14 protein-coding genes and 1 tRNA gene are annotated in these 17,475 nt (G+C 69.8%); 4 read left to right on the top strand and 11 right to left on the bottom strand.

What is annotated here, in order from left to right; translation table 11 throughout:
• Window positions 1-44: 44 nt before the first annotated feature.
• The 7 genes from ACIQ6S_RS04030 to bcsD are packed head-to-tail and all read right to left on the bottom strand — an operon-like array spanning window position 45 to window position 11,294.
• Complete coding sequence (locus ACIQ6S_RS04030; protein WP_397607240.1) at window positions 45-3,890, bottom strand: cellulose synthase subunit BcsC-related outer membrane protein; 3,846 nt, start codon at window positions 3,888-3,890, stop codon at window positions 45-47.
• Window positions 3,878-4,987, bottom strand: a complete 1,110-nt coding sequence (gene bcsZ / locus ACIQ6S_RS04025) for a cellulose synthase complex periplasmic endoglucanase BcsZ (protein ID WP_397607239.1) — start codon at window positions 4,985-4,987, stop codon at window positions 3,878-3,880. The genes ACIQ6S_RS04030 and bcsZ overlap by 13 nt, the downstream gene beginning before the upstream one ends.
• Before the next feature lies 1 nt (window position 4,988).
• Complete coding sequence (bcsB, locus tag ACIQ6S_RS04020; protein ID WP_397607238.1) at window positions 4,989-7,220, bottom strand: cellulose biosynthesis cyclic di-GMP-binding regulatory protein BcsB; 2,232 nt, start codon at window positions 7,218-7,220, stop codon at window positions 4,989-4,991.
• Window positions 7,217-9,457, bottom strand: a complete 2,241-nt coding sequence (bcsA, locus tag ACIQ6S_RS04015) for a UDP-forming cellulose synthase catalytic subunit (protein ID WP_397607237.1) — start codon at window positions 9,455-9,457, stop codon at window positions 7,217-7,219. The genes bcsB and bcsA overlap by 4 nt, the downstream gene beginning before the upstream one ends.
• Entirely contained in the window at window positions 9,454-10,212 is a 759-nt protein-coding gene (gene bcsQ / locus ACIQ6S_RS04010) for a cellulose biosynthesis protein BcsQ (protein WP_397607236.1), read from the bottom strand. Before bcsQ ends, bcsA begins: the two co-directional genes overlap by 4 nt.
• Window positions 10,209-10,814: a cellulose biosynthesis protein BcsP gene (gene bcsP / locus ACIQ6S_RS04005; RefSeq protein ID WP_397607235.1), complete on the bottom strand. Its 606-nt coding sequence runs from the start codon at window positions 10,812-10,814 to the stop codon at window positions 10,209-10,211. The genes bcsQ and bcsP overlap by 4 nt, the downstream gene beginning before the upstream one ends.
• Window positions 10,815-10,832: 18 nt before the next feature.
• A complete protein-coding gene (gene bcsD, locus ACIQ6S_RS04000; RefSeq protein ID WP_397607234.1) occupies window positions 10,833-11,294 on the bottom strand; it encodes a cellulose biosynthesis protein BcsD in 462 nt (153 codons plus the stop codon).
• A gap of 232 nt (window positions 11,295-11,526) precedes the next feature.
• On the opposite strand from bcsD, the gene ACIQ6S_RS03995 reads away from it, so the two are divergent.
• A tRNA-Leu gene (locus ACIQ6S_RS03995) sits at window positions 11,527-11,611 on the top strand.
• Window positions 11,612-11,689: 78 nt separating this feature from the next.
• Here ACIQ6S_RS03995 and ACIQ6S_RS03990 read toward each other — a convergent pair.
• The 3 genes from ACIQ6S_RS03990 to ACIQ6S_RS03980 are packed head-to-tail and all read right to left on the bottom strand — an operon-like array spanning window position 11,690 to window position 14,771.
• On the bottom strand, window positions 11,690-12,352 hold the full coding sequence (locus ACIQ6S_RS03990) for a M24 family metallopeptidase (RefSeq protein ID WP_397607233.1): 663 nt from the start codon (window positions 12,350-12,352) through the stop codon (window positions 11,690-11,692).
• Window positions 12,349-13,536 (bottom strand): FAD-dependent oxidoreductase, encoded by a 1,188-nt coding sequence (locus tag ACIQ6S_RS03985; RefSeq protein ID WP_397607232.1) that lies wholly within the window; start codon window positions 13,534-13,536, stop codon window positions 12,349-12,351. Before ACIQ6S_RS03985 ends, ACIQ6S_RS03990 begins: the two co-directional genes overlap by 4 nt.
• Complete coding sequence (locus ACIQ6S_RS03980) at window positions 13,533-14,771, bottom strand: FAD-dependent monooxygenase (protein WP_397607231.1); 1,239 nt, start codon at window positions 14,769-14,771, stop codon at window positions 13,533-13,535. The genes ACIQ6S_RS03985 and ACIQ6S_RS03980 overlap by 4 nt, the downstream gene beginning before the upstream one ends.
• A gap of 108 nt (window positions 14,772-14,879) precedes the next feature.
• On the opposite strand from ACIQ6S_RS03980, the gene ACIQ6S_RS03975 reads away from it, so the two are divergent.
• The 3 genes from ACIQ6S_RS03975 to ACIQ6S_RS03965 are packed head-to-tail and all read left to right on the top strand — an operon-like array spanning window position 14,880 to window position 16,997.
• Window positions 14,880-15,467: a hypothetical protein gene (locus ACIQ6S_RS03975; RefSeq protein WP_397607230.1), complete on the top strand. Its 588-nt coding sequence runs from the start codon at window positions 14,880-14,882 to the stop codon at window positions 15,465-15,467.
• Between the two features lie 58 nt (window positions 15,468-15,525).
• Window positions 15,526-16,077, top strand: a complete 552-nt coding sequence (locus ACIQ6S_RS03970) for a cob(I)yrinic acid a,c-diamide adenosyltransferase (RefSeq protein WP_297864943.1) — start codon at window positions 15,526-15,528, stop codon at window positions 16,075-16,077.
• Window positions 16,077-16,997 carry a histone deacetylase family protein gene (locus ACIQ6S_RS03965; protein WP_397607229.1) on the top strand — a complete coding sequence of 307 codons (921 nt, stop codon included), beginning with the start codon at window positions 16,077-16,079 and terminating at the stop codon, window positions 16,995-16,997. The genes ACIQ6S_RS03970 and ACIQ6S_RS03965 overlap by 1 nt, the downstream gene beginning before the upstream one ends.
• Here the strand turns inward: ACIQ6S_RS03965 and msrB are convergent.
• Complete coding sequence (gene msrB / locus ACIQ6S_RS03960) at window positions 16,984-17,379, bottom strand: peptide-methionine (R)-S-oxide reductase MsrB (protein WP_397607228.1); 396 nt, start codon at window positions 17,377-17,379, stop codon at window positions 16,984-16,986. The two genes, ACIQ6S_RS03965 and msrB, sit on opposite strands and share 14 nt — an antisense overlap.
• Between the last annotated feature and the right edge of the window lie 96 nt (window positions 17,380-17,475).

The raw sequence follows: 17,475 nt of genomic DNA, 5'->3' as shown, positions 1-17,475 counted from the left end.
AATTCCCAGCATCACGGCGCCGAGGGCTCGAAGACTACGATGCATCAGGGCACCCCTTTCTCAATCGGCTGCAAGGGCCTGGGCGGCGGCGCCGGTAACGGCAAGCCCTGCAGGCCATAGCGCAAGTAGAGCAATCCGCCATATCGGCTGAAGTCGCGGCTGTCGTCCCAGAAGAATCGCCCGCCCACGGAAAGATCGGACATCACCCGGTACTCGAAGGCGCCATGCATTCCGAAGCCCACGCCGCGCTCGGTCGAGCCCGGATGCCGGGCGGAGAAAGCGCCCAAGCCGGGCGTCGACAAACGTCGCTCCCACTCGAATTGCAGCGCGGGGTCGTTCGGGAAGTACGGTGCAGCATCCTGGCGGATGTTGCGGACGCCGACTTCGGCACCCCACTGGTAGCTCAGGTCGCCGCGCTGGCCGCTGGCGGTGAACGGGAAGCTGAGGCTGACGAAGCGCTGGGGACTGAAATAGCCGCCATGCCCGAACGTGAATCGGGAGAGGTTCTTCTCATAAGCCTGCGCCTCGAAATGCACACCGAGCGTGGCGCTTGACGCACCCTCATCCCAGAGCCGCATGTAGGCGCCGACGCCCAACTCCGTCGCATTGTTGCGGGCGACCAGGCGACCATCGAGCTGGTACATGCCCAAGGCACCGTACACACCGGCTTGCTCGTCTCCCGAGGCCGCGGAGAATCGCGCGCCGTTGCGCGTCACCGCGCCCCAGCGCCGCAGCGATTGCGGATCGCGAATCCCTCCCCAGGACAGCAGGCTGTCGGTGACGGCGCGGCGTTCCACGGTGCCCTGCAGCCGCCAGTCACCCGCGTCGCTGAAGAGGCTCAGGCCGCCCACCGCCCGCCCGAGCACGAAGCCGACCGGCGTAACGCCGGCATCGAAGGCGAGCACGTCGTCTCGATAGGCGAAGGCCGCGGCGAGGCCGCTGTCGGTCGTCACGGGCGCCGGCGGCGGCGCGGCGATGAAGGCCCCGAGGGCATTGGTGCCGAAACGCGGCGAGGTAAAGATGTCACGGGTGTCGAAAGGACCGGCATCGATATCGACGGCGGTCATGGAGGCACTCAAGGTGCCGCCCCAGGTCGTCGGCCAATGGCCCTGCACGGTCAGCGCGGTGTGGTCGAGCTGGCCGAGGCCGGTTTCGCCAGTGCGCCCCCCGATGTCGATGCCCACTTCCACTTTCGGGGAACGCTCGGCTTCGAGCTGGGCCAACTCGCGCTCGGCCTCGGTGGCGGGTTCGGACGAAGACGATGCCGTGGACCGCGGCAGGGACGGAAGCCGCGTCTCGCGGGAGGGCACGGCGGCGGCACGGCCCAACGGTGACGCGCTGCGGCGCCCTGCGTCCGACGTCGCGCGGGGCAGTGACAGGCCGCGGCTCGACGGAGGCAGCGCGCCCACCGAAGCGGCCTGACCCGGCATCGGCAGAAGGCGGGGTCTCGCGGGGATCACCGGCGCGGGAGCGGCACGTCCACCACCGGGCCAGCCGACACTGCCTTCCGACTCGACGAGACGCAGCGACATCAAACCACCGCCTGGTGTGATGCCGGCCCGAGTGCCCTCCGCGGCCAGCGCCTGCTCGAACAGTGCCGTCGCGCCGGCTCGATCGCCTCGCGCCTTGGCAAGCCGCCCCTGCATCGTCAGCACGCGGGGATGGCCGGGTGAAATCTGACTCGCCACCGCGAGGTGCTGCTCCGCCGCCGGCCAGTCCCTCGCACTGATGCTGATGCTCGCGACGAACAGGCGGTGCTCGAGCGAGCGGGGCTCGGCCTTCAAGACGGATTCCGCCAGCGCCTGCGCTTCCTCCCTGTCGCCGGCACTCAGATACAGCCGGGCCAAGGCCATGGTGAGCGCCGTGTCGGGGCCCTGCTGCATCACCGGGCGCAGGACGTCGAAGGCCTCCGCATAGCGGCCCTCCTCGCGAAGCAGATCGGCCTGTCGCAGCGTGTAGGCGCGGATCAACGCGTTCAGATCGTTGATTTGGCCATCGCTGAGCGATTGCCCGGACAGGTGTTCGAGGATGAGGGCGGCCTCGTCCGTTTCACCGGCCCGAAGCAGCAGGCCGGCGTAGGTCGTCTGCAGTCCGATGTCCGGCGTTGGCGACGCGGACACCAGGCGCCGCGCCATCGCGATACCGCGCGCGGGCTGGCCCAGGTCGACCCATGCCGAGGCCACCGCAGCCATCGCGCCCGGGTTCCCTTCGGCCCGTCGCTCGGCTTCCATCAGCAGCGTGAGGCCCTCGCCGGCTTGACCATCCCCGGCAAGCGCTACGGCCCGTTCCGCCCGGGCGTTGACCCAGAAGCGGTTCTGCTCGGCGGCCATCGCATCATCGCGCTCGCCGAAGGGGATGTTTTCCATGGCGAACAGGGCTTCGAGCCAACGCTTCTGCGCGGCCAGCGCCTGCGCCTTGGCGAACCATCCGTCATCCCACTGGGCATCGGCATCCAAAGCGGACCCGAGCAAGCCGACAGCCGCCTGCGCACGCCCCAAGCGCTGATAGACCCGCGCCAGCGCGACGCGGATCGGCTGGCTGCCCGGATCGCGCACGAGCGCATCCTCGAGCAGCGCGGCGGCGCCGGCGTCATCACCCGCTGCGGCCAGCACCTCGCTTTCGCGCAGCATGAGAACGGCCCGCGCCTGGCCACTCGCACCATCGCCACCCGCCTTCGCCTGCATCTCCGCGACGAGGGTCTGCATCTCCGCGATGCGCCCCGTGTTGGCCAGAATGGCGAGCAGCCCACGGAACGCGCCCTCGTGCGTGGGGTGGCGGGCCAATACCGCGAGATACGCGCGCTCCGCCAGCGCCGCCTGGCCGCGTTCAACCTGGATATCCGCCAACAACACCGCGGCCTCGGGCTCCGAAGCATCCGCTCGCGCGGCGGCTTGGGCGAGTCGCGCCGCCTCGTCGCGCCGACCAGCGAGGCGCGCGGCCCTGGCCGCTTCGACGTCCCGCCAATACCGGGCGCTGCGCGCGGCGTCGCGCCATTGGCCGCCTCCGGCAGCAACGGCGCGGTCCAGCAGGCGCGCGGCTTCCGGGAAGTCCTCGCGGCGAAGGAAGATCACCCCGAGCCCGCCCAGCGCTTCCGCATCATTGGCACGGGATTGCAAGGCCGCGCGGAACGCGGCTTCCGCCTTCTCGTGGTCACCGCGATCCAGGGCGGCGAAGCCCGCCAAACGGGAGAGCGAGGTCGCGCTGCCGCGCGCGCCCGTCGCGGGCGCACGCAGGCGTTCCCGCAGCGACTGGTCGCCCGGGTGCTTCGCGAGGTAGGCCTCGATCAGTGCCCGGTCCGAGGCGCGGTTGCCCAACCAAGTGAGCGCCTGCCGCCACGCATCGCGGATCGCGGCGTCATCCGGCTTCGCCTGTGCCAAGGCCTGGAGCATCCGCAGGCCTTCGGGCCGCGTGCCCTCGCGATAGGTCAGCACTTTCGCGAGTTCGAAGCGCACCGCGGCGTCTTCGGGATTCTGTCGCGCCAGGACCTCGAGGCTGGCACGCGCTGCGGCCCAACCCTCGGTGGAGCCGGTGAGACCGGCATAGGCCTGCGGGCGCGTGGCCGTGCCTTCCGGCGAGCGCGGCGAGGGCGTTGCCGCGCGCGGCGCGGCAGACGCTGCGCGATCGCGCGCGCCCGGCACATCGTCAACGAGGGGCTGCAGCACGCCGCCACGGCGGGCATTGAGGCGCGCCATCCCGGCCTGCGCCGTGGCGTTCAGCGGATCGGCGCGCAGCAGTTTCTGCCAAGCCTGCGCGGCGCGCTCGTCGTCGCCCTTCTTTTCCCAGTACTGGGCCTGGTCGACCAGCTGACGCACGGCGACGTCGTCCGCGGCCATCACGACCGATCCGAAGGCCAAGGCGATCGCCAGCGAAAGGGCTTTCATCGTTCGCATTCCGAATCCTCAGCCAGCAGCAGACGGCCGTCAGCCGCGAACCGGAACCGCCCCGCCATCCAACCCGCCGCGAACTGTTCCAAAGACCGCGGATAGTAACGCTTGCCCACGGGCGAAGTGGCCGCGGCCGCACGTGCCCGCTGGGCCTGCGCGAGGTCGTCCCGAGCCATCAGGAATGGCAGCACGGCCCAGGAAAATCCGGCGTCGGCGGTGCCCGTGCAGGTGCCCCGCGTCGCATCGATGCGCTCGGCGACGCGCCCTTGGGCATCCACGCAGGCCTTCATGCCCGCCAGCGCCCGGAGCACGGTCTCCCGTGCCGGGTCATCGGGGTGTGTCATGCCCGCCCAAAGGTAGACACGGATGGCGTCGTAACTCCCGACCGGGAAGTCCGCAGCCAACGAATAGCCGGAAGCGGGCGCCACATGAAGCCAGTCCGGCGCGACCTTCGCGGGCGAGGCCGCCAGCATCTCCGGCAGGCCTTCAGCCAAGGACCGCCACGGCCCCTGCGGCGCTTCGCGCGCCAAACCACGCAGGACGAACAGCGGCAGGTAGCTGGGGTTCACCCGCACACCGCCGCCCGGCAGGGAGAATCCTTCGGGACCCGGCAGCAGGGTTGCCCGGCTACCCACGCGTGTCACGAGATCGCGGGCGACATGGGCCTGCATCGCATCCGCCTTCAGCCGCCATGCCGGCACCTGCCAGCGCCGCGCGGCTTCGTAAAGCGTGTATGCCATCCAGAGGTCGGCGTCGCTGGCGGCATTCGCGTCGAGGACGCGCCACTGGCCCTGGTCATCGCGACCCCACTTCCAGGCCATCGCCCGGTCCTCCAGCCGGCCCTGCGCGAGGTTGTCCTCGGCCCAGCGCAGCACCGTCTCGAAGCGGGCGCGATCACCCGCCACGAGAGCGAAGAACAGCGCATAAGCCTGCCCCTCCGAGGTGCTGATGGCCTCCGCCTCGTGGTCGATCACACGGCCATCCGCCTGGATGAAATCCCGGGCGAACGCCGGCCAGTCGCCCGCTGGCTCGGCCGCGCACAGCAGCGCAGGACCCGCCGTTGCCAGCAGGCCCAATGCAGCCTTCAGGAGCAGTCGACGCACGTTACTTCTTCGTCGCCAAGCGGCGCGCCGCGAGACGACGCAGGCTGCGGTAGGCCAGGATGGCCGCCAGCAGCGCGAGCAGGATGGAGAGCACGCCCAGCAGGACGGGGTTCTCGGTGAACCACCAGCGCAGCTTCAGCAGCCAAGGCAGCGAGCCGCTGTAGTAGGTCTCCGCCACCTGGTAGTGCCCGACGCGATCACCACGCACGACCACCCAGTCGCCCTGGAACTTCGAGATGCGTGCCGGATCATTGAGCGCCTGGCTGATCGAACCGAGGTGCCGCGGTTGGTCCGCGTAGAAGGCGATCGCACTGCGGCCCGACTTCAGCGGTGATTCGAAGGCGATCGCCGCCGCCAACGCGCCACCTCCGGTGAAGCTGACATCCCCGAGCGGGTCGGGGCGCTCCTGCACATCCTTTTCCTCCCAGCGATAGGTGGAACGCAGGAACTTGTCAGGATCGCGCAGGCGCCGCACGCCCTGCTGCTCGACGAGCGCCAAGTGCTCGGCCCAACGGCCGAACAGCGGTTGGCTCGCGTGGCTGCCGATCAGGATGAGGTCCTTGTCGGCATGCTCCTCGACCGCGTCCGCGGTGGTCAGCGCGTGACGGAAACCGGGATAGCCCGTGGCCTCGCCCATGCGCCCCATGAGGTCGAGGTACATCTGCACTTCGGCGGCGGCCGGCGAGGACGGCATGACGATCGCGGTCTCGGAAAGATCCGCGAGACGGGTGAAAGGGAAGCCGATGTTGGCGAAATAGGCGAGGTTCGGCAGCGCCACGTAATGCGGGAAGCTGCTGAAGTCGATGGTCGACTCCGGATCGACCATCGCGCGCATGTTGTCGGGGATGGAATCCCGGCATTCACCCTGCTTGTGGATGTCGAAGTAGAAGTGGAACTGCATCTGGTTCCGGCCGCCCACCTGGTAAGGCGGGACGAACAGGACGTCCTCGCGCAGCGCGAGGTTCTCGTCCAACACGGGCAGCCGCAGCTTCTCCTGCTCCTCCTCGCGACGCTCGGGGTCGTTCAGGGCGAGGGCATGGATGAAATTGTTGTTGAGGCTGATGTTCAGGCTGGAATTCTTGTTGAACGGCAGCCGCGTGAAGCGGTACTTCAAGTCGATCGGCACGCCTTCGCTGCGCCAGGTGAACAGGTCAGGGGCGACGCGGAAGTTCATCCGGATGACATCCGGGTAGTACCCCTTGACCTGCATGTCCTGGAGCGCCATCACCTCGCCGAACCGCACCGGCCGATCCACGGGCAGCCATGCCGGTGCGTCGTAGGGCACGCGCGGCGCGGGGAGGTTCTCGCTGGTGATCACGACGCGAGGACCGCTGAAGGCGCCATTCGAGAAGACGAGGGCGCGGGCCGCGCGCTGCAAGGCTTCGTCATCGACACCCGAGAGGATCAGCAGCTTCGCCCCCGGCACCGAGGGGTGCGCCTGCACTTCGATGGCAGGCCCCGCCTCGCCCGCCGGCGACGGACGACGACGGAAGAGCACGGCGTGGCCGGCCGGCAACCCCTCGAGGCGGACCGGGAAGCTCGCACCCCGGTAGCTCGCCTGGCCGCCGAACCACGACGCGACGATGCCTGCCGCCTTCATCATGCCCGGCGACGGCGTCTCCTCGAACACGAAGGGGAGGCGCAAGGCGCCCTGGTCACGCGGATCGAAGAAGGGGTTGGGCAGCAGGCGCAGGTCGTTGGCCAAGGCCAGGGGCGCCAGCGTGAGCTCGAGCACACCGGACTGCGCGAGGCTCAACCACAGCGAAGAGTGCGTCGGGTCCTCGCAGCGGTAGGTGTAGTGGCCGATCAGGCGGAACGCGAGTTTGTTGTGGTCGATGAACAGGCGCGGATCGAGATCGATCTCGCGGCGATTGCCCATGCCCTGCCCCTTCGGGAGCGCGATGGTCGCGGCGACCTCGTCGTTGAGGGTGACGACGAGGTGGCTGAGCTCCTCCAGCAGGGACGGCGAATACTGGTAGTCCATGCGGAGCTTGGCCCCGACGACGACTTCGTCCGAACGGATGGAGAACGGCAGGCCGATCGAACCCTCCACGCCACGAAGCATGAGCGGCCCGCTCGCGCCGAGTTCCTTGAAACCGAGGCGCAGCACGCGGCTCGCCGGCGTCGCCGGAGCGGGCGCTTCGGCGGCGGGCGGGCGCGCGACCGGCGCCTGGGCGGGAAGGTTGGTCGCGCACAGGCACGCGAACAGGAAGATCGCCGGAAATCGAATCACATGAGCTCCTTGAAGCGGGGTCGCGCCTGTCGCAGGCGCCAGGCCAGCAGTGCGCTTTCTGCGAAACGCCGCATGCCTTCGATGCTGAATTTGAAGATCTCCACCAAGCCGCGCAGCGGACGATCGGTTTCTTCCTGCGGCAGCCACTCCTGCCACGCGTCGCCGCGCGAGAAGGTCGCCGCCACGAGCGCGCGGTAGTCGTCCAGCGACAGCTCATGGAACTGCAGCCGCAGGGCCTCCCCTTGGCTGTAGACCACCTTGACCGGGAACGGGTAGGCGCGGTCACCGCGGTAGAGGGTCAGCGTCACCTCGGTTCCCAGCGGCAAGGCCATCTCACGACCGAGCGCGAGCGCCACGCCACCTTCCGAGTAATCCTCGGTCTCGCAGGCAATGGTGCGGCCGTTCGGCAGTTGCACCATCGCCGGCAGGCGGCTGCGCACACGCCACGACCGCCGGATCTGCCGCGTCTCGAAAGCGACACCGAGGGTCGCACCGAGCATCATCAGGTTGTAGAGCGTCCAGAGCAGGTTGAGGATCACCGTGCCCGCTTCATGTGTGTTCCAGATGAACAGGCGACCGAGGCCGACGATGAGCCCGATGAGGTTCAGCGCCAGGAGGGCCACGTAGGGCGTCGCGATCTTCCAGTCAAAGTAGTCGCGCTCGACCACGCCGCCTTTCGCGGTGACGTTGAAGGTGCCCAGCTTGGGATTGATGACGGCCAGCGTGGTGGGCACGAAGATGTACCAGGCCAGCGCCGTTTCGTAGACCTCGGCCCAGAAGCTGTGCCGGTGCTTGCCCTGCATTCGCGAGTTGGCGATGTTCGCGTGGATCAGGTGCGGCAGGGCATAGGCGGCGATGAGCACCGACGGCGCGGCGATGATGTGCGCCTCGAAGAAGAAATAGGCCAGCGGTGAGGTGAGGAACACCAGTCGCGGCAGGCCGTAGAAGAAGTGCAGCATCGCGTTGATGTAGCAGAGCCGCTGGGCGAGGTTGAGGCCCGGCCCGAGCAGCGGATTGTCGATGCGGAAGATCTGCGCCATGCCGCGCGCCCAGCGGATGCGTTGCCCGACGTGGGCGGAGAGGCTCTCCGTGGCAAGGCCCGCCGCCTGCGTGATGCCGATGTAGGCGGTGTTGTAGCCGCGCCGATGCAGCTTCAGGGCGGTGTGCGCGTCTTCCGTCACGGTCTCGACGGCGATGCCCCCCACCTCCAGCAACATGTCGCGCCGGAGGATCGCGCAGGAGCCGCAGAAGAAGGTCGCGTTCCAGAGGTCGTTGCCGTCCTGCACCAACCCGTAGAACAGCGCGCCCTCGTTGGGCATCGCACGGAAGACGCCGAGATTGCGCTCGAACGGATCGGGCGAGAGGAAATGATGCGGGGTCTGCACCATCGCCAACTTCGGATCGACGAGGAACTGCCCGACGGTCATCTGCAGGAAACTGCGATTGGGGATGTGGTCGCAGTCGAAGATGGCGACGAGTTCGCCTTCCGTCTTGGGGAGCGCCTGGTTGATGTTGCCGGCCTTCGCATGCCGGTTGTTGTCGCGCGTGATGTGGGTGACGCCCACCAGCTCGGCGAACTCCCGGAACTCCTGCCGGCGCCCGTCATCGAGGATGTAGACCTTGAGGCGGTCGCGCGGCCAGTCCTGCGCCAGCGCCGCCATCACCGTGGGGCGAACGACGGACAAGGGCTCGTTGTAGCTGGGGATGAGGATGGCCACCGAAGGCCAGGTGGACACATCGTCCGGCATCGGCACAGGCTTCCGGCGCAGCGGCCAGATGGTCTGCACGAAACCGATCATCAGCACCAGCCACGCGTAGACCTCCGCGAGCAGGAGTCCCGTTCCGAGGAACAGGTCGAGGCTGGACTCCACCGCCAGGGTCTCGGTGAACCGCCAATAGAGGTAGCGCGTCGACGCCAGCATCGACAGCCCGATCAGCAGAAGCGTCACCAGCGTCCCGACGAAGCGCCGCAGATAGAGCGACACGACGAGGAAAACCGCGGAGAACAGCAACTGCTCGGTGAGGTCGAAGGGAACGATGACGATCAGAACCGCAAGCACCACGCAGAGCGCGCCGGCCACCTGGCGCAGCAGGCGCGACTCCCACACGCGTGCGTCGACCACGCGCCGCCCCCAGTCGTTCAGTCGGCCGTAGACGTAGCGCGGATTCAGGCGGGAGCGCTCGCCCTCGGCAAGGTCGTGCACCAGCCCGCGCAGTCGGCCGCGCAAGTCGCTCATGGGCACTCGCGCGCCACGGCTGCGGCGAGCTGCCGGAAGTCCAGCGACGCCCGGCAGTGCGGGTCGTACTCGATCACCGACTGCTGGACGGCCAGCGCTTCGCCGATGGCTTCGTCACGGTGGATGCCCACCGGCAGCAGTCGATGGGCCAGCCGCTGCCGCAACACTTCGGCGACGTCGCGGGCCAACGGGGAGGACGCGTCGGTCTGGTTGAGCACGTACGCGGCGCGCAGGCCGGGCCGCTGCGACTGCCACTCGTCCACCCAGGCCTCCATGGCCGGGATGGTGGCGTACGAGCCGCCGTCGGCAAGCAGCACGAGCAGGGCGAGGTCGGCGCACTCGAAGGCCGCCTTCAGGTAGGGCGAGGGCCCAGGCGGCGTGTCGATGAGGACGATGGCCTCGGGCTCGGCGGCGCAGGCGGCGCGCAGGGCCTCGCCGAGCGCTTGCGGGTTCTCGTTCAAGAGCCGCTCGAACCGGGCCACCTGCTCGCCACGAAGGAGCCCGTAGGGCAGGCAGAGCACGCCGGAGTCCGACACCAGGGCTGGCGAATGCCATGGCCTGCCGTCCAGTGCGGCGACCGCCAAGCCGTCGCGATTCGACCCATCGAGGCCGAAGTGAAGGAAGAGCGAGTTCTGCGGATCAAGATCGACCACCAGCACCGGGCGACCGAGACGGGAGAGGGCGAAGGCGAGGTTCGCCGTGGTCGTCGTCTTGCCGACGCCCCCTTTCATCGATGCGACAACGACAACGCTCATCGCTTGCGCAACCGCCCGGGCACGAGCGGCTTCGTCCCGCGAGCCTCGCCTTCGAGCCTCGAGAACAGCCCGGAAAGCGCGCTCCGCGGCGCTTCTTCGCCGGCCTTTTCGCCACGATCGATGCCGCCGAACAAGCCGGCTTTTCCCCGCAGGTCGAGCCGCTGCGGCTCTTCCTTGCGGACCGACCGCGACGCGCCAGCGGACGACCGCGGCGCTTCGGCCGGAACGGGGGGCTGGGGCTGGGGCTTGGCCGCTCCCCAAGCCCTGGGGGCCGGAGCGTCCGCTGGATCAGTCTGGGGAGCACTGCCCCGCTGCAACAGGTGGTCGAGCCCACCCATCAGGCGTCGGCCCTCCGCCGAAGCCTGCGGCGGAGGCAGGGGCGACTCGGCGTCGCCTTCGCCATGCTCCCGCCAATGGCGCTTGCTGGCCGCATCCAGCGCATCGGGGCGGACGCCGGCTTCAGGAGCGATTTCCCCGAGCATCGGCCAGCGCTGCTGCGCATCGCGGGCATCCGCTTCCCGGGCGAGCTCGCGATACGAGCCGCTGTCGCTGCCGAAGCTTCGGAACAGCCCTTCGATGTCGCCGCCTGCTTTCTTCACCATGTCTTGATCCTCCGTCGATCAACGGCCGAAACGGAAGCGCAGGACGAGCCCTTCCGCATCACTCGATTCGGCAACCACTGCAAGACCATCCCCCGCACCCAAGGCATGCAGCACCGCTTCGTAGAAGCCCTCCAGAAGACCGCAGGTCCAGACCAGCGATGCTTCGCCGAAGGCGGCAGCCAGCGGTGCCGCGTAATGGACGATCTCCATGTGGCCTTTCCGCTCGTCGAGGGTCACCCGCCCCCACCGACGGACGTGCCAGAAGGCATTCAGGGACGCTTCGAGCTCGGAAATCGTGTCGACTTCCGGCATGGCGTCGACGGCCGCCTCGCCCATCGATCGGCCCGCCTGACGGAACAAGGCCTTGAGTTCGCGCTCGGCCGCGGAACCCGCCATGGCCTCGGCCAGCGCAGGCAAGGCGAAGGCCCACTGCGCGGAAAGCTGCTGCGCGCGAAAACAGTCCTCCAATTCGGCATCCATCGTCGCCCTGCCCCTTCAATGCCTGCCCGGTACGGGCGCTTTTCGAGGCGCGACGACGATGTCGAACCGCGCGTTCCGTCACGATTCTATCAAGCCGGACTCACGCAGGCATGACACACCCGAGTCAAAGCGCGTGTTTTGCCAGCCACGCGCAGCGCTAGGGACAAGTTGACAGGGTGAAGGCGGGCATCTAAAGTTCCGGGCTCGGTCGTCCTTGTGGCTGCCGACACCTGCCCAGGTGGCGGAATTGGTAGACGCACTAGTTTCAGGTACTAGCGGGTAAAACCGTGGAGGTTCGAGTCCTCTCCTGGGCACCAGATATCGAAAACCCGCCGGAAGGCGGGTTTTTTATTGGCCGCGCTCCCGCCGAACGACGGGCTTTCTTGTTCCCGCCCTCAGCGCGCCAGCAGGTCCTCGTGGAACGCGCCGATCGGCCGCTCCGGATGGCGGATCTGGATCTCGAGGATCCACAGCGCGTCGCCCGGCTCATGGCTGACCGCGCCCAAGTCCGGCGCCTTGTGGATCGCGTGCGGGAAATCGCCGACGCGATGGCCCTTCACGTCGTGGTTGAACTCCCAGCCCATCGCGGTCGCCTCGCGCTTGGCGAAGGCGTACAGCTCACGGCCGGTCGGGCGCAGCTCGCGCCATGCGGCGGCGACGCGGTCCCACAGCTCACGACAGGCCGCGGCGCAGGCGTGCATCGTCTCGTCCTCGCCCACCACGAAGGTGGTGCCGGCATCACCCTCGTGGCCATCCCACACCGCGCCGAGGTCGACGAAGAACAGATCGTTCTCGCCGAGTGCCGCGTCAACGGGCGAGCGCTCCTTCCACATCAGCCGCGTGTTCGGGCCGATGCGGACGATGTCAGGGTGCCAACGCCGCTGGTAGCCCAGCGAAGCCAGCACCTCGCCGGCGAGGGCCTTGGCCTCGCTCTCGCGCATGCCGGGCTGAACGCCGCGGCCGATCGCATTGACGGCCTCCCAGGTCTTGGCCTGCGCGTGCAGCAGGGCCTCGCGGCGATAGCCCGCCCCGGTGCGTTCGTGGGCTTCGGCGCTCATCGCGCGCCTCCCGCGGCATGGCCCCAGAGCAGGCGGTTGAGTGGCGGAAGGTTGCCCGCCGCCAGCGCCCAGCCGCGCAAGGCGACGGCCGGCAGGACCGCATTCGAGTAGACGTCGTGGATGGCTTCGAACGCCCGCGCCGACACGACGTTCTCGCTGTGCCGGCGCCGCGCCCACCGCGACAGCATCGTTTCCGAAACCGGCGCACGGCGCCGCAAAAGGGCTTCGTCAACGCCCGCGAGGAGTTCGCCGACATCGCGAAGACCGAGGTTCACGCCCTGCCCGGCCAGCGGATGTACGGCGTGCGCGGCGTCGCCGAGCAGGGCGATGCGTCCTTCGCGCAGACGCGAGGCGAGCTGGCGCTTCAGTGGGAAGGCGATGCGCGGCGAATCAAGCGCGAGATCGCCGAGCACGCGATCGGACGCCCGGGTGATCTCGGCGTTGAATTGCGCTTCGGGCACGGCGGCGAGGCGATCGGCCTCGTCCTGCGGCAGCGACCAGACGATCGAGACGCGGCCATCGGCGCAAGGCAGCAGGGCCAGCGGCCCGGACGGCAGGAAACGCTGCCAGCAGGTAGCGTCGTGCGGGCTCCCGGTGCGCAGGTAGGCGACCAGCCCTTTCGCGGCGTAGTCGCGGGCATCCACATCGATGCCGGCCAGCCCGCGCACCGCGGAGGCCGCGCCGTCCGCGCCGAACACCCACGAGGCGCGGACGCGGCGCTCGCCGGACAAGCGGAGCGTCACGTCGTCGTCGCCGGGGTCGAGGCCTTCGACCGCGGCATCAAGGATCGGCACGCCCGCAGCGCCGAGCGCCGACTGAAGACGATCGACGAGCAGGCCGTGTTCGACGATGTGGCCCAGGCGAGGCACGCCGAGCGCCGCGGCGTCGAAGCGCAGCGGCGCGCCACCGCCGGCGTCCCAGACCTGCATCGCCGCGTAGGGCTGGGCGCGTGCAGCACGCACGGCCGGCCAGACCTCGAGCGCGGCAAGCAGGGCCTCGCTGTCGGGCGCGATCGCATAGACGCGAAGATCCGGCGACTCGGCGCGCCACGCGGCCGGCGGCGTGGATTCGACCACCGCGACGTCGAGGCCGCGGCGCTTCAAGCCCAGTGCCAGCGCGCTGCCGACGATGCCCGCGCCGACCACGACGGCATCGAGGCGGCGACGTTCGATCGAGGCGCTCATGCGACGTCCCTCGCCAGTGTCGGCACGCGACCACGGAAGCCCATGGCGCCGGCGACGAAGCCCGCGCGCAGCCCGGCATCGAGGTTCATCGCAGCGAAACCGAGGCTTCGTCCGAGGCGGTGCCACGGCGATTCACTCGCGGTCACCCGCGCGAGACCGTCGCTGAAGGCGAGCGTCTCGGCGCGGTCGATGCCGCGGCGATCCTCGTAAGCCGCAAGCACGGCCGCGGCCCCGGGGTCCGAAGCGCCGCTCGTCCGCGTCTCGGCCAGCACATCGACGAGGCTCAACGCATCGCGCAATCCGAGGTTGAAGCCCTGCGCACCGATCGGATGGATCGTCTGCGCGGCATTGCCGACCAGCACCAGGCGCTCGGCCACCAGCGATGTCGCCACCAGCCGGCGCAGCGGCCAGGCGCTGCGCGCACCGACCTCGCGCACGGCACCCGCACGCCAGCCGGCACGGCGTTGGAAGGCCTCGACGAAGTCGCGATCATCCAGGGCCATCACAGCGTCCGCCTCGTCGGTGGCCACGCCCATCAAGGCGCCATGGCGCCCGCCGGCCATCGGCAGCAGGGCGCAGGGGCCGGTCGCCGTCAGGCGTTCGTAGGCCGTGCCCGGGGTCGCGGCCCCCATGCGCACCGACGTGACGATCAGGGTCTGCCCGTAGTCGTGGGTCTCGACACCGATGCCGGCGGAAGCGCGCAGCGGCGAGTGCGTGCCATCGGCCGCGACGACGAGTCGGGCCCGCCAGCGCTGCACGGACGCCGCGGTCCCGGGGTCGCCCGCGCTCACGTGGACGTCGAGGGCGCGATGACCGTCGTCGGCCACACCGGCCGCGGTAGCCGTGCCGCGCACCGACACCAAGCCCGGCAGCGCGGCCACCGCCTGTTGAAGTGCCGACCCGAGATCGCCCGCCAGCACGACACCGCCGAAGGCCTCGCGCCCGACATCGCGCGCAGCCACCGCCAGCACGCCGAAATCGCCCTCGCGACTGACCTGAAGGCGCTCGATGGGCGTCGGGGGCGTGGCAAGGCGAGAGAGCACGCCCAGTCGGCCCAAGGCATTGAGGCTGGCGGCCGCCAAGGCCAGCTTGCGCGGATCCGCCGCCAGCGGCGTCGGGCCGGTGCCGGCATCCACGAGGCCCACGGCCAGACCGAGCGGCGCCAGTGCACACGCGAGGCTGCAACCGACGAGGCCGCCGCCGACCACCACCACGTCGAAATCTCGGTTCTCCATGGCGCGCAAGGATACGCGGCTCCCTCGATCCGGAGGTCGTCGGCCGGTCACGGCGGCCGGGGCATCGGCTAGACTCTCGACCTTCGATTCCGCTGCCGACCACCCTCCATGCGCCTTGCCGTCCGCCCCGCTCTCGCGGTGTTCGCTGCCCTCGCCCTGCTCATGGCCGCCACGCGCGCCCATCACTTCGGCGCCATCCCGGACGCCTCATGGGCGGTGTTCTTCGCCTCCGGCGCCTACCTCGCCGGCCACCAGCGCTGGGCCTTCCCGGCCCTGATGGCGCTGGCCGTGGTCGTCGACTACCTCGTCATCTCGGCGACCGGCGTGAATTTCTGGTCGCACTACTGCGTCTCCCCGGGCTACTGGTTCCTGCTGCCGGCGCATGCCGCGATGATGGCCGCCGGGCAGTGGGCTGCCGCGAACGGCCTTGCCCCGCGCTGGGCGCTGCTGGGACGCCTCGTGCTGGCGCTGGCCGTCGGCACCGCCGCCTGCCATCTGCTGGCGCAGGGCGGCTTCTACTGGTTCAGCGGCAGCGTGGCCGAGCCCACCCTCGCGGGCTGGGCCAAGAACTTTAGCGACTGGCTGCTCCCTTACGCGCAGGTCGCGTTCGCCTGGATCGCCGTGGTCGGCGCCGTGCACGTCGCCCTTCAGCCGCTTCTCGCCCGCCTGCCTCGCGCGGCGGTGAAGGCCGACTGACGCCATCGCCACGCGCAGGGGTCGACACTGAAGGCCCCTCCGACGACAGGAGCCCCGCGTGGGCAATCGCCTCTCCAAGATCTACACCCGCACCGGCGACGACGGCAGCACCGGCCTCGGTGACGGCGCCCGCGTGTCCAAGGATTCGGCCCGCGTCACCGCTTACGGCACCGTCGACGAAGCGAACAGCGCCATCGGCATCGTCCTGGCCTGCGAGATCCCCGATTCGATCCGCAACGTGCTGGTGGCCGTGCAGCACCAGATGTTCGATTTGGGCGGCGAACTCTGCATCCCCGGCCACGCGGCCATTTTCGACGCCGACATCCAGGCGCTCGAGGACACGCTCGACCGCTTCAACGCGGACTTGCCGCCGCTGAAGGACTTCATCCTGCCCGGGGGCGGCATGGCGGCGGCGCAGGCGCACCTCGCCCGCACCATTTGCCGTCGCGCCGAGCGCGAGGTGGTGACGCTCTCGCACCACGACGCCGTTCGCCCGGAGGCGATCCGCTACCTCAACCGCCTCTCCGACCTGCTCTTCGTGCTGTGCCGTGTGCTGGCCCGTGAGAGCGGCCACGGCGAAGTGCTCTGGCGCCACGATCGCCGGCGCTGATGCGCGTCTACACGCACCCGTCCTGCCTCGCCCACCAGCCCGGCCCGGGGCATCCGGAGTGCCCGGCGCGCCTGCAGGCCGTCACTGAAGCGCTGCGCGCGGCCATCCAGCCCTTGGAGTGGATCGAGGCTCCGCTCGCGACCCGCGAAGCCGCCGAGCGCGTGCACACCAAGGCCCTCGTCGACGCGATCTTCGACGCCCGCTTCGACGGCGAGGCGCTCGTGCGCCTCGATGCCGACACCGCGATGTCGCCGGAGTCACCGGAAGCCGCCCGGCGGGCCGCCGGTGCGGTCGTGGCGGCGGTCGACGCCGTGATGGCCGGCGAAGTGACCCGCGCGTTCTGCGCCGTGCGCCCTCCGGGCCACCACGCCACGCGCGACACGGCGATGGGCTTCTGCCTGTTGAACGGCATCGCCATCGGCGCGGCGCATGCCGTGCAGGCGCATGGCCTCTCGCGTGTCGCGGTGGTGGATTTCGACGTACACCACGGCAACGGCACCGAGGCGATCTTTGCCGCCGAGCCGCGCGTCGCCTACCTGAGTTCGCACCAGCATCCGCTGTATCCGGGCACCGGCATGGAAAGCGATACCGGCGTCGGCAACGTGGTCAACGCGCCGCTGCCGCTGCGCGCGGGCAGCGCGGTGTTCCGCGATGCGTGGCGCGCCAAGCTCCTGCCGGCGCTCGAGGCCTTCCGGCCGCAGCTGCTGCTCGTTTCGGCCGGCTTCGACGGCCATCACCTCGACCCGCTCGCCGATCTCGAACTGACGGCCGAGGACTACCGCTGGCTCTCGGCGGAGCTGGCCGACCTGGCGGTCCGCCACTGCCGCGGGCGGCTCGTGTCGGTGCTGGAGGGCGGCTACAGCCTGACCGCGCTGCGCGAATGCAGCGTGGCCCACCTCCGCGGTCTCACCGCGGCGTGAAGCGCAAAGCCGCCGAGTTGATGCAGTAGCGCAGCCCCGTGGGCTTCGGCCCGTCGGGGAACACGTGCCCCAGGTGCGAATCGCAGGCGGCGCAGCAGACCTCCGTGCGACGCATGCCGTGGGTGCCGTCTTCCCTCAGCGCCAGCGCCTCGCGCGCCACCGGCTGCCAGTAGCTGGGCCAGCCGCTCCCGGAGTCGTACTTCGCCGCCGAGTCGAACAACGCCGCCCCACAGGCGACACAGCCGTAGATGCCGTCGGCATGGTGGTCCCAGAACGCGCCGGTGAAGGGCGGCTCGGTCGCGGAGCATCGGCAGATGGCGTACTGCTCGGGGCTCAGCTCGGCCTTCCATTCGGCCTCGGATTTGCGGACGGGCGCGGTCATCGGGGGTCCTCCGGCATCGTCGGGGCCGCGGATCGCGGCGCGGGGCTCCCGGCAGGGAGCGGTTTTGAGTCAAGCTTACGGGTCACGAAGTGAGAG

Source organism: Silanimonas sp. (genome assembly GCF_044377035.1).
Taxonomy (GTDB): Bacteria; Pseudomonadota; Gammaproteobacteria; order Xanthomonadales; family Xanthomonadaceae; genus Silanimonas.
Note: the sequence above shows the minus strand (reverse complement) of the source record. Positions and strands in the feature narration are given on the sequence as shown.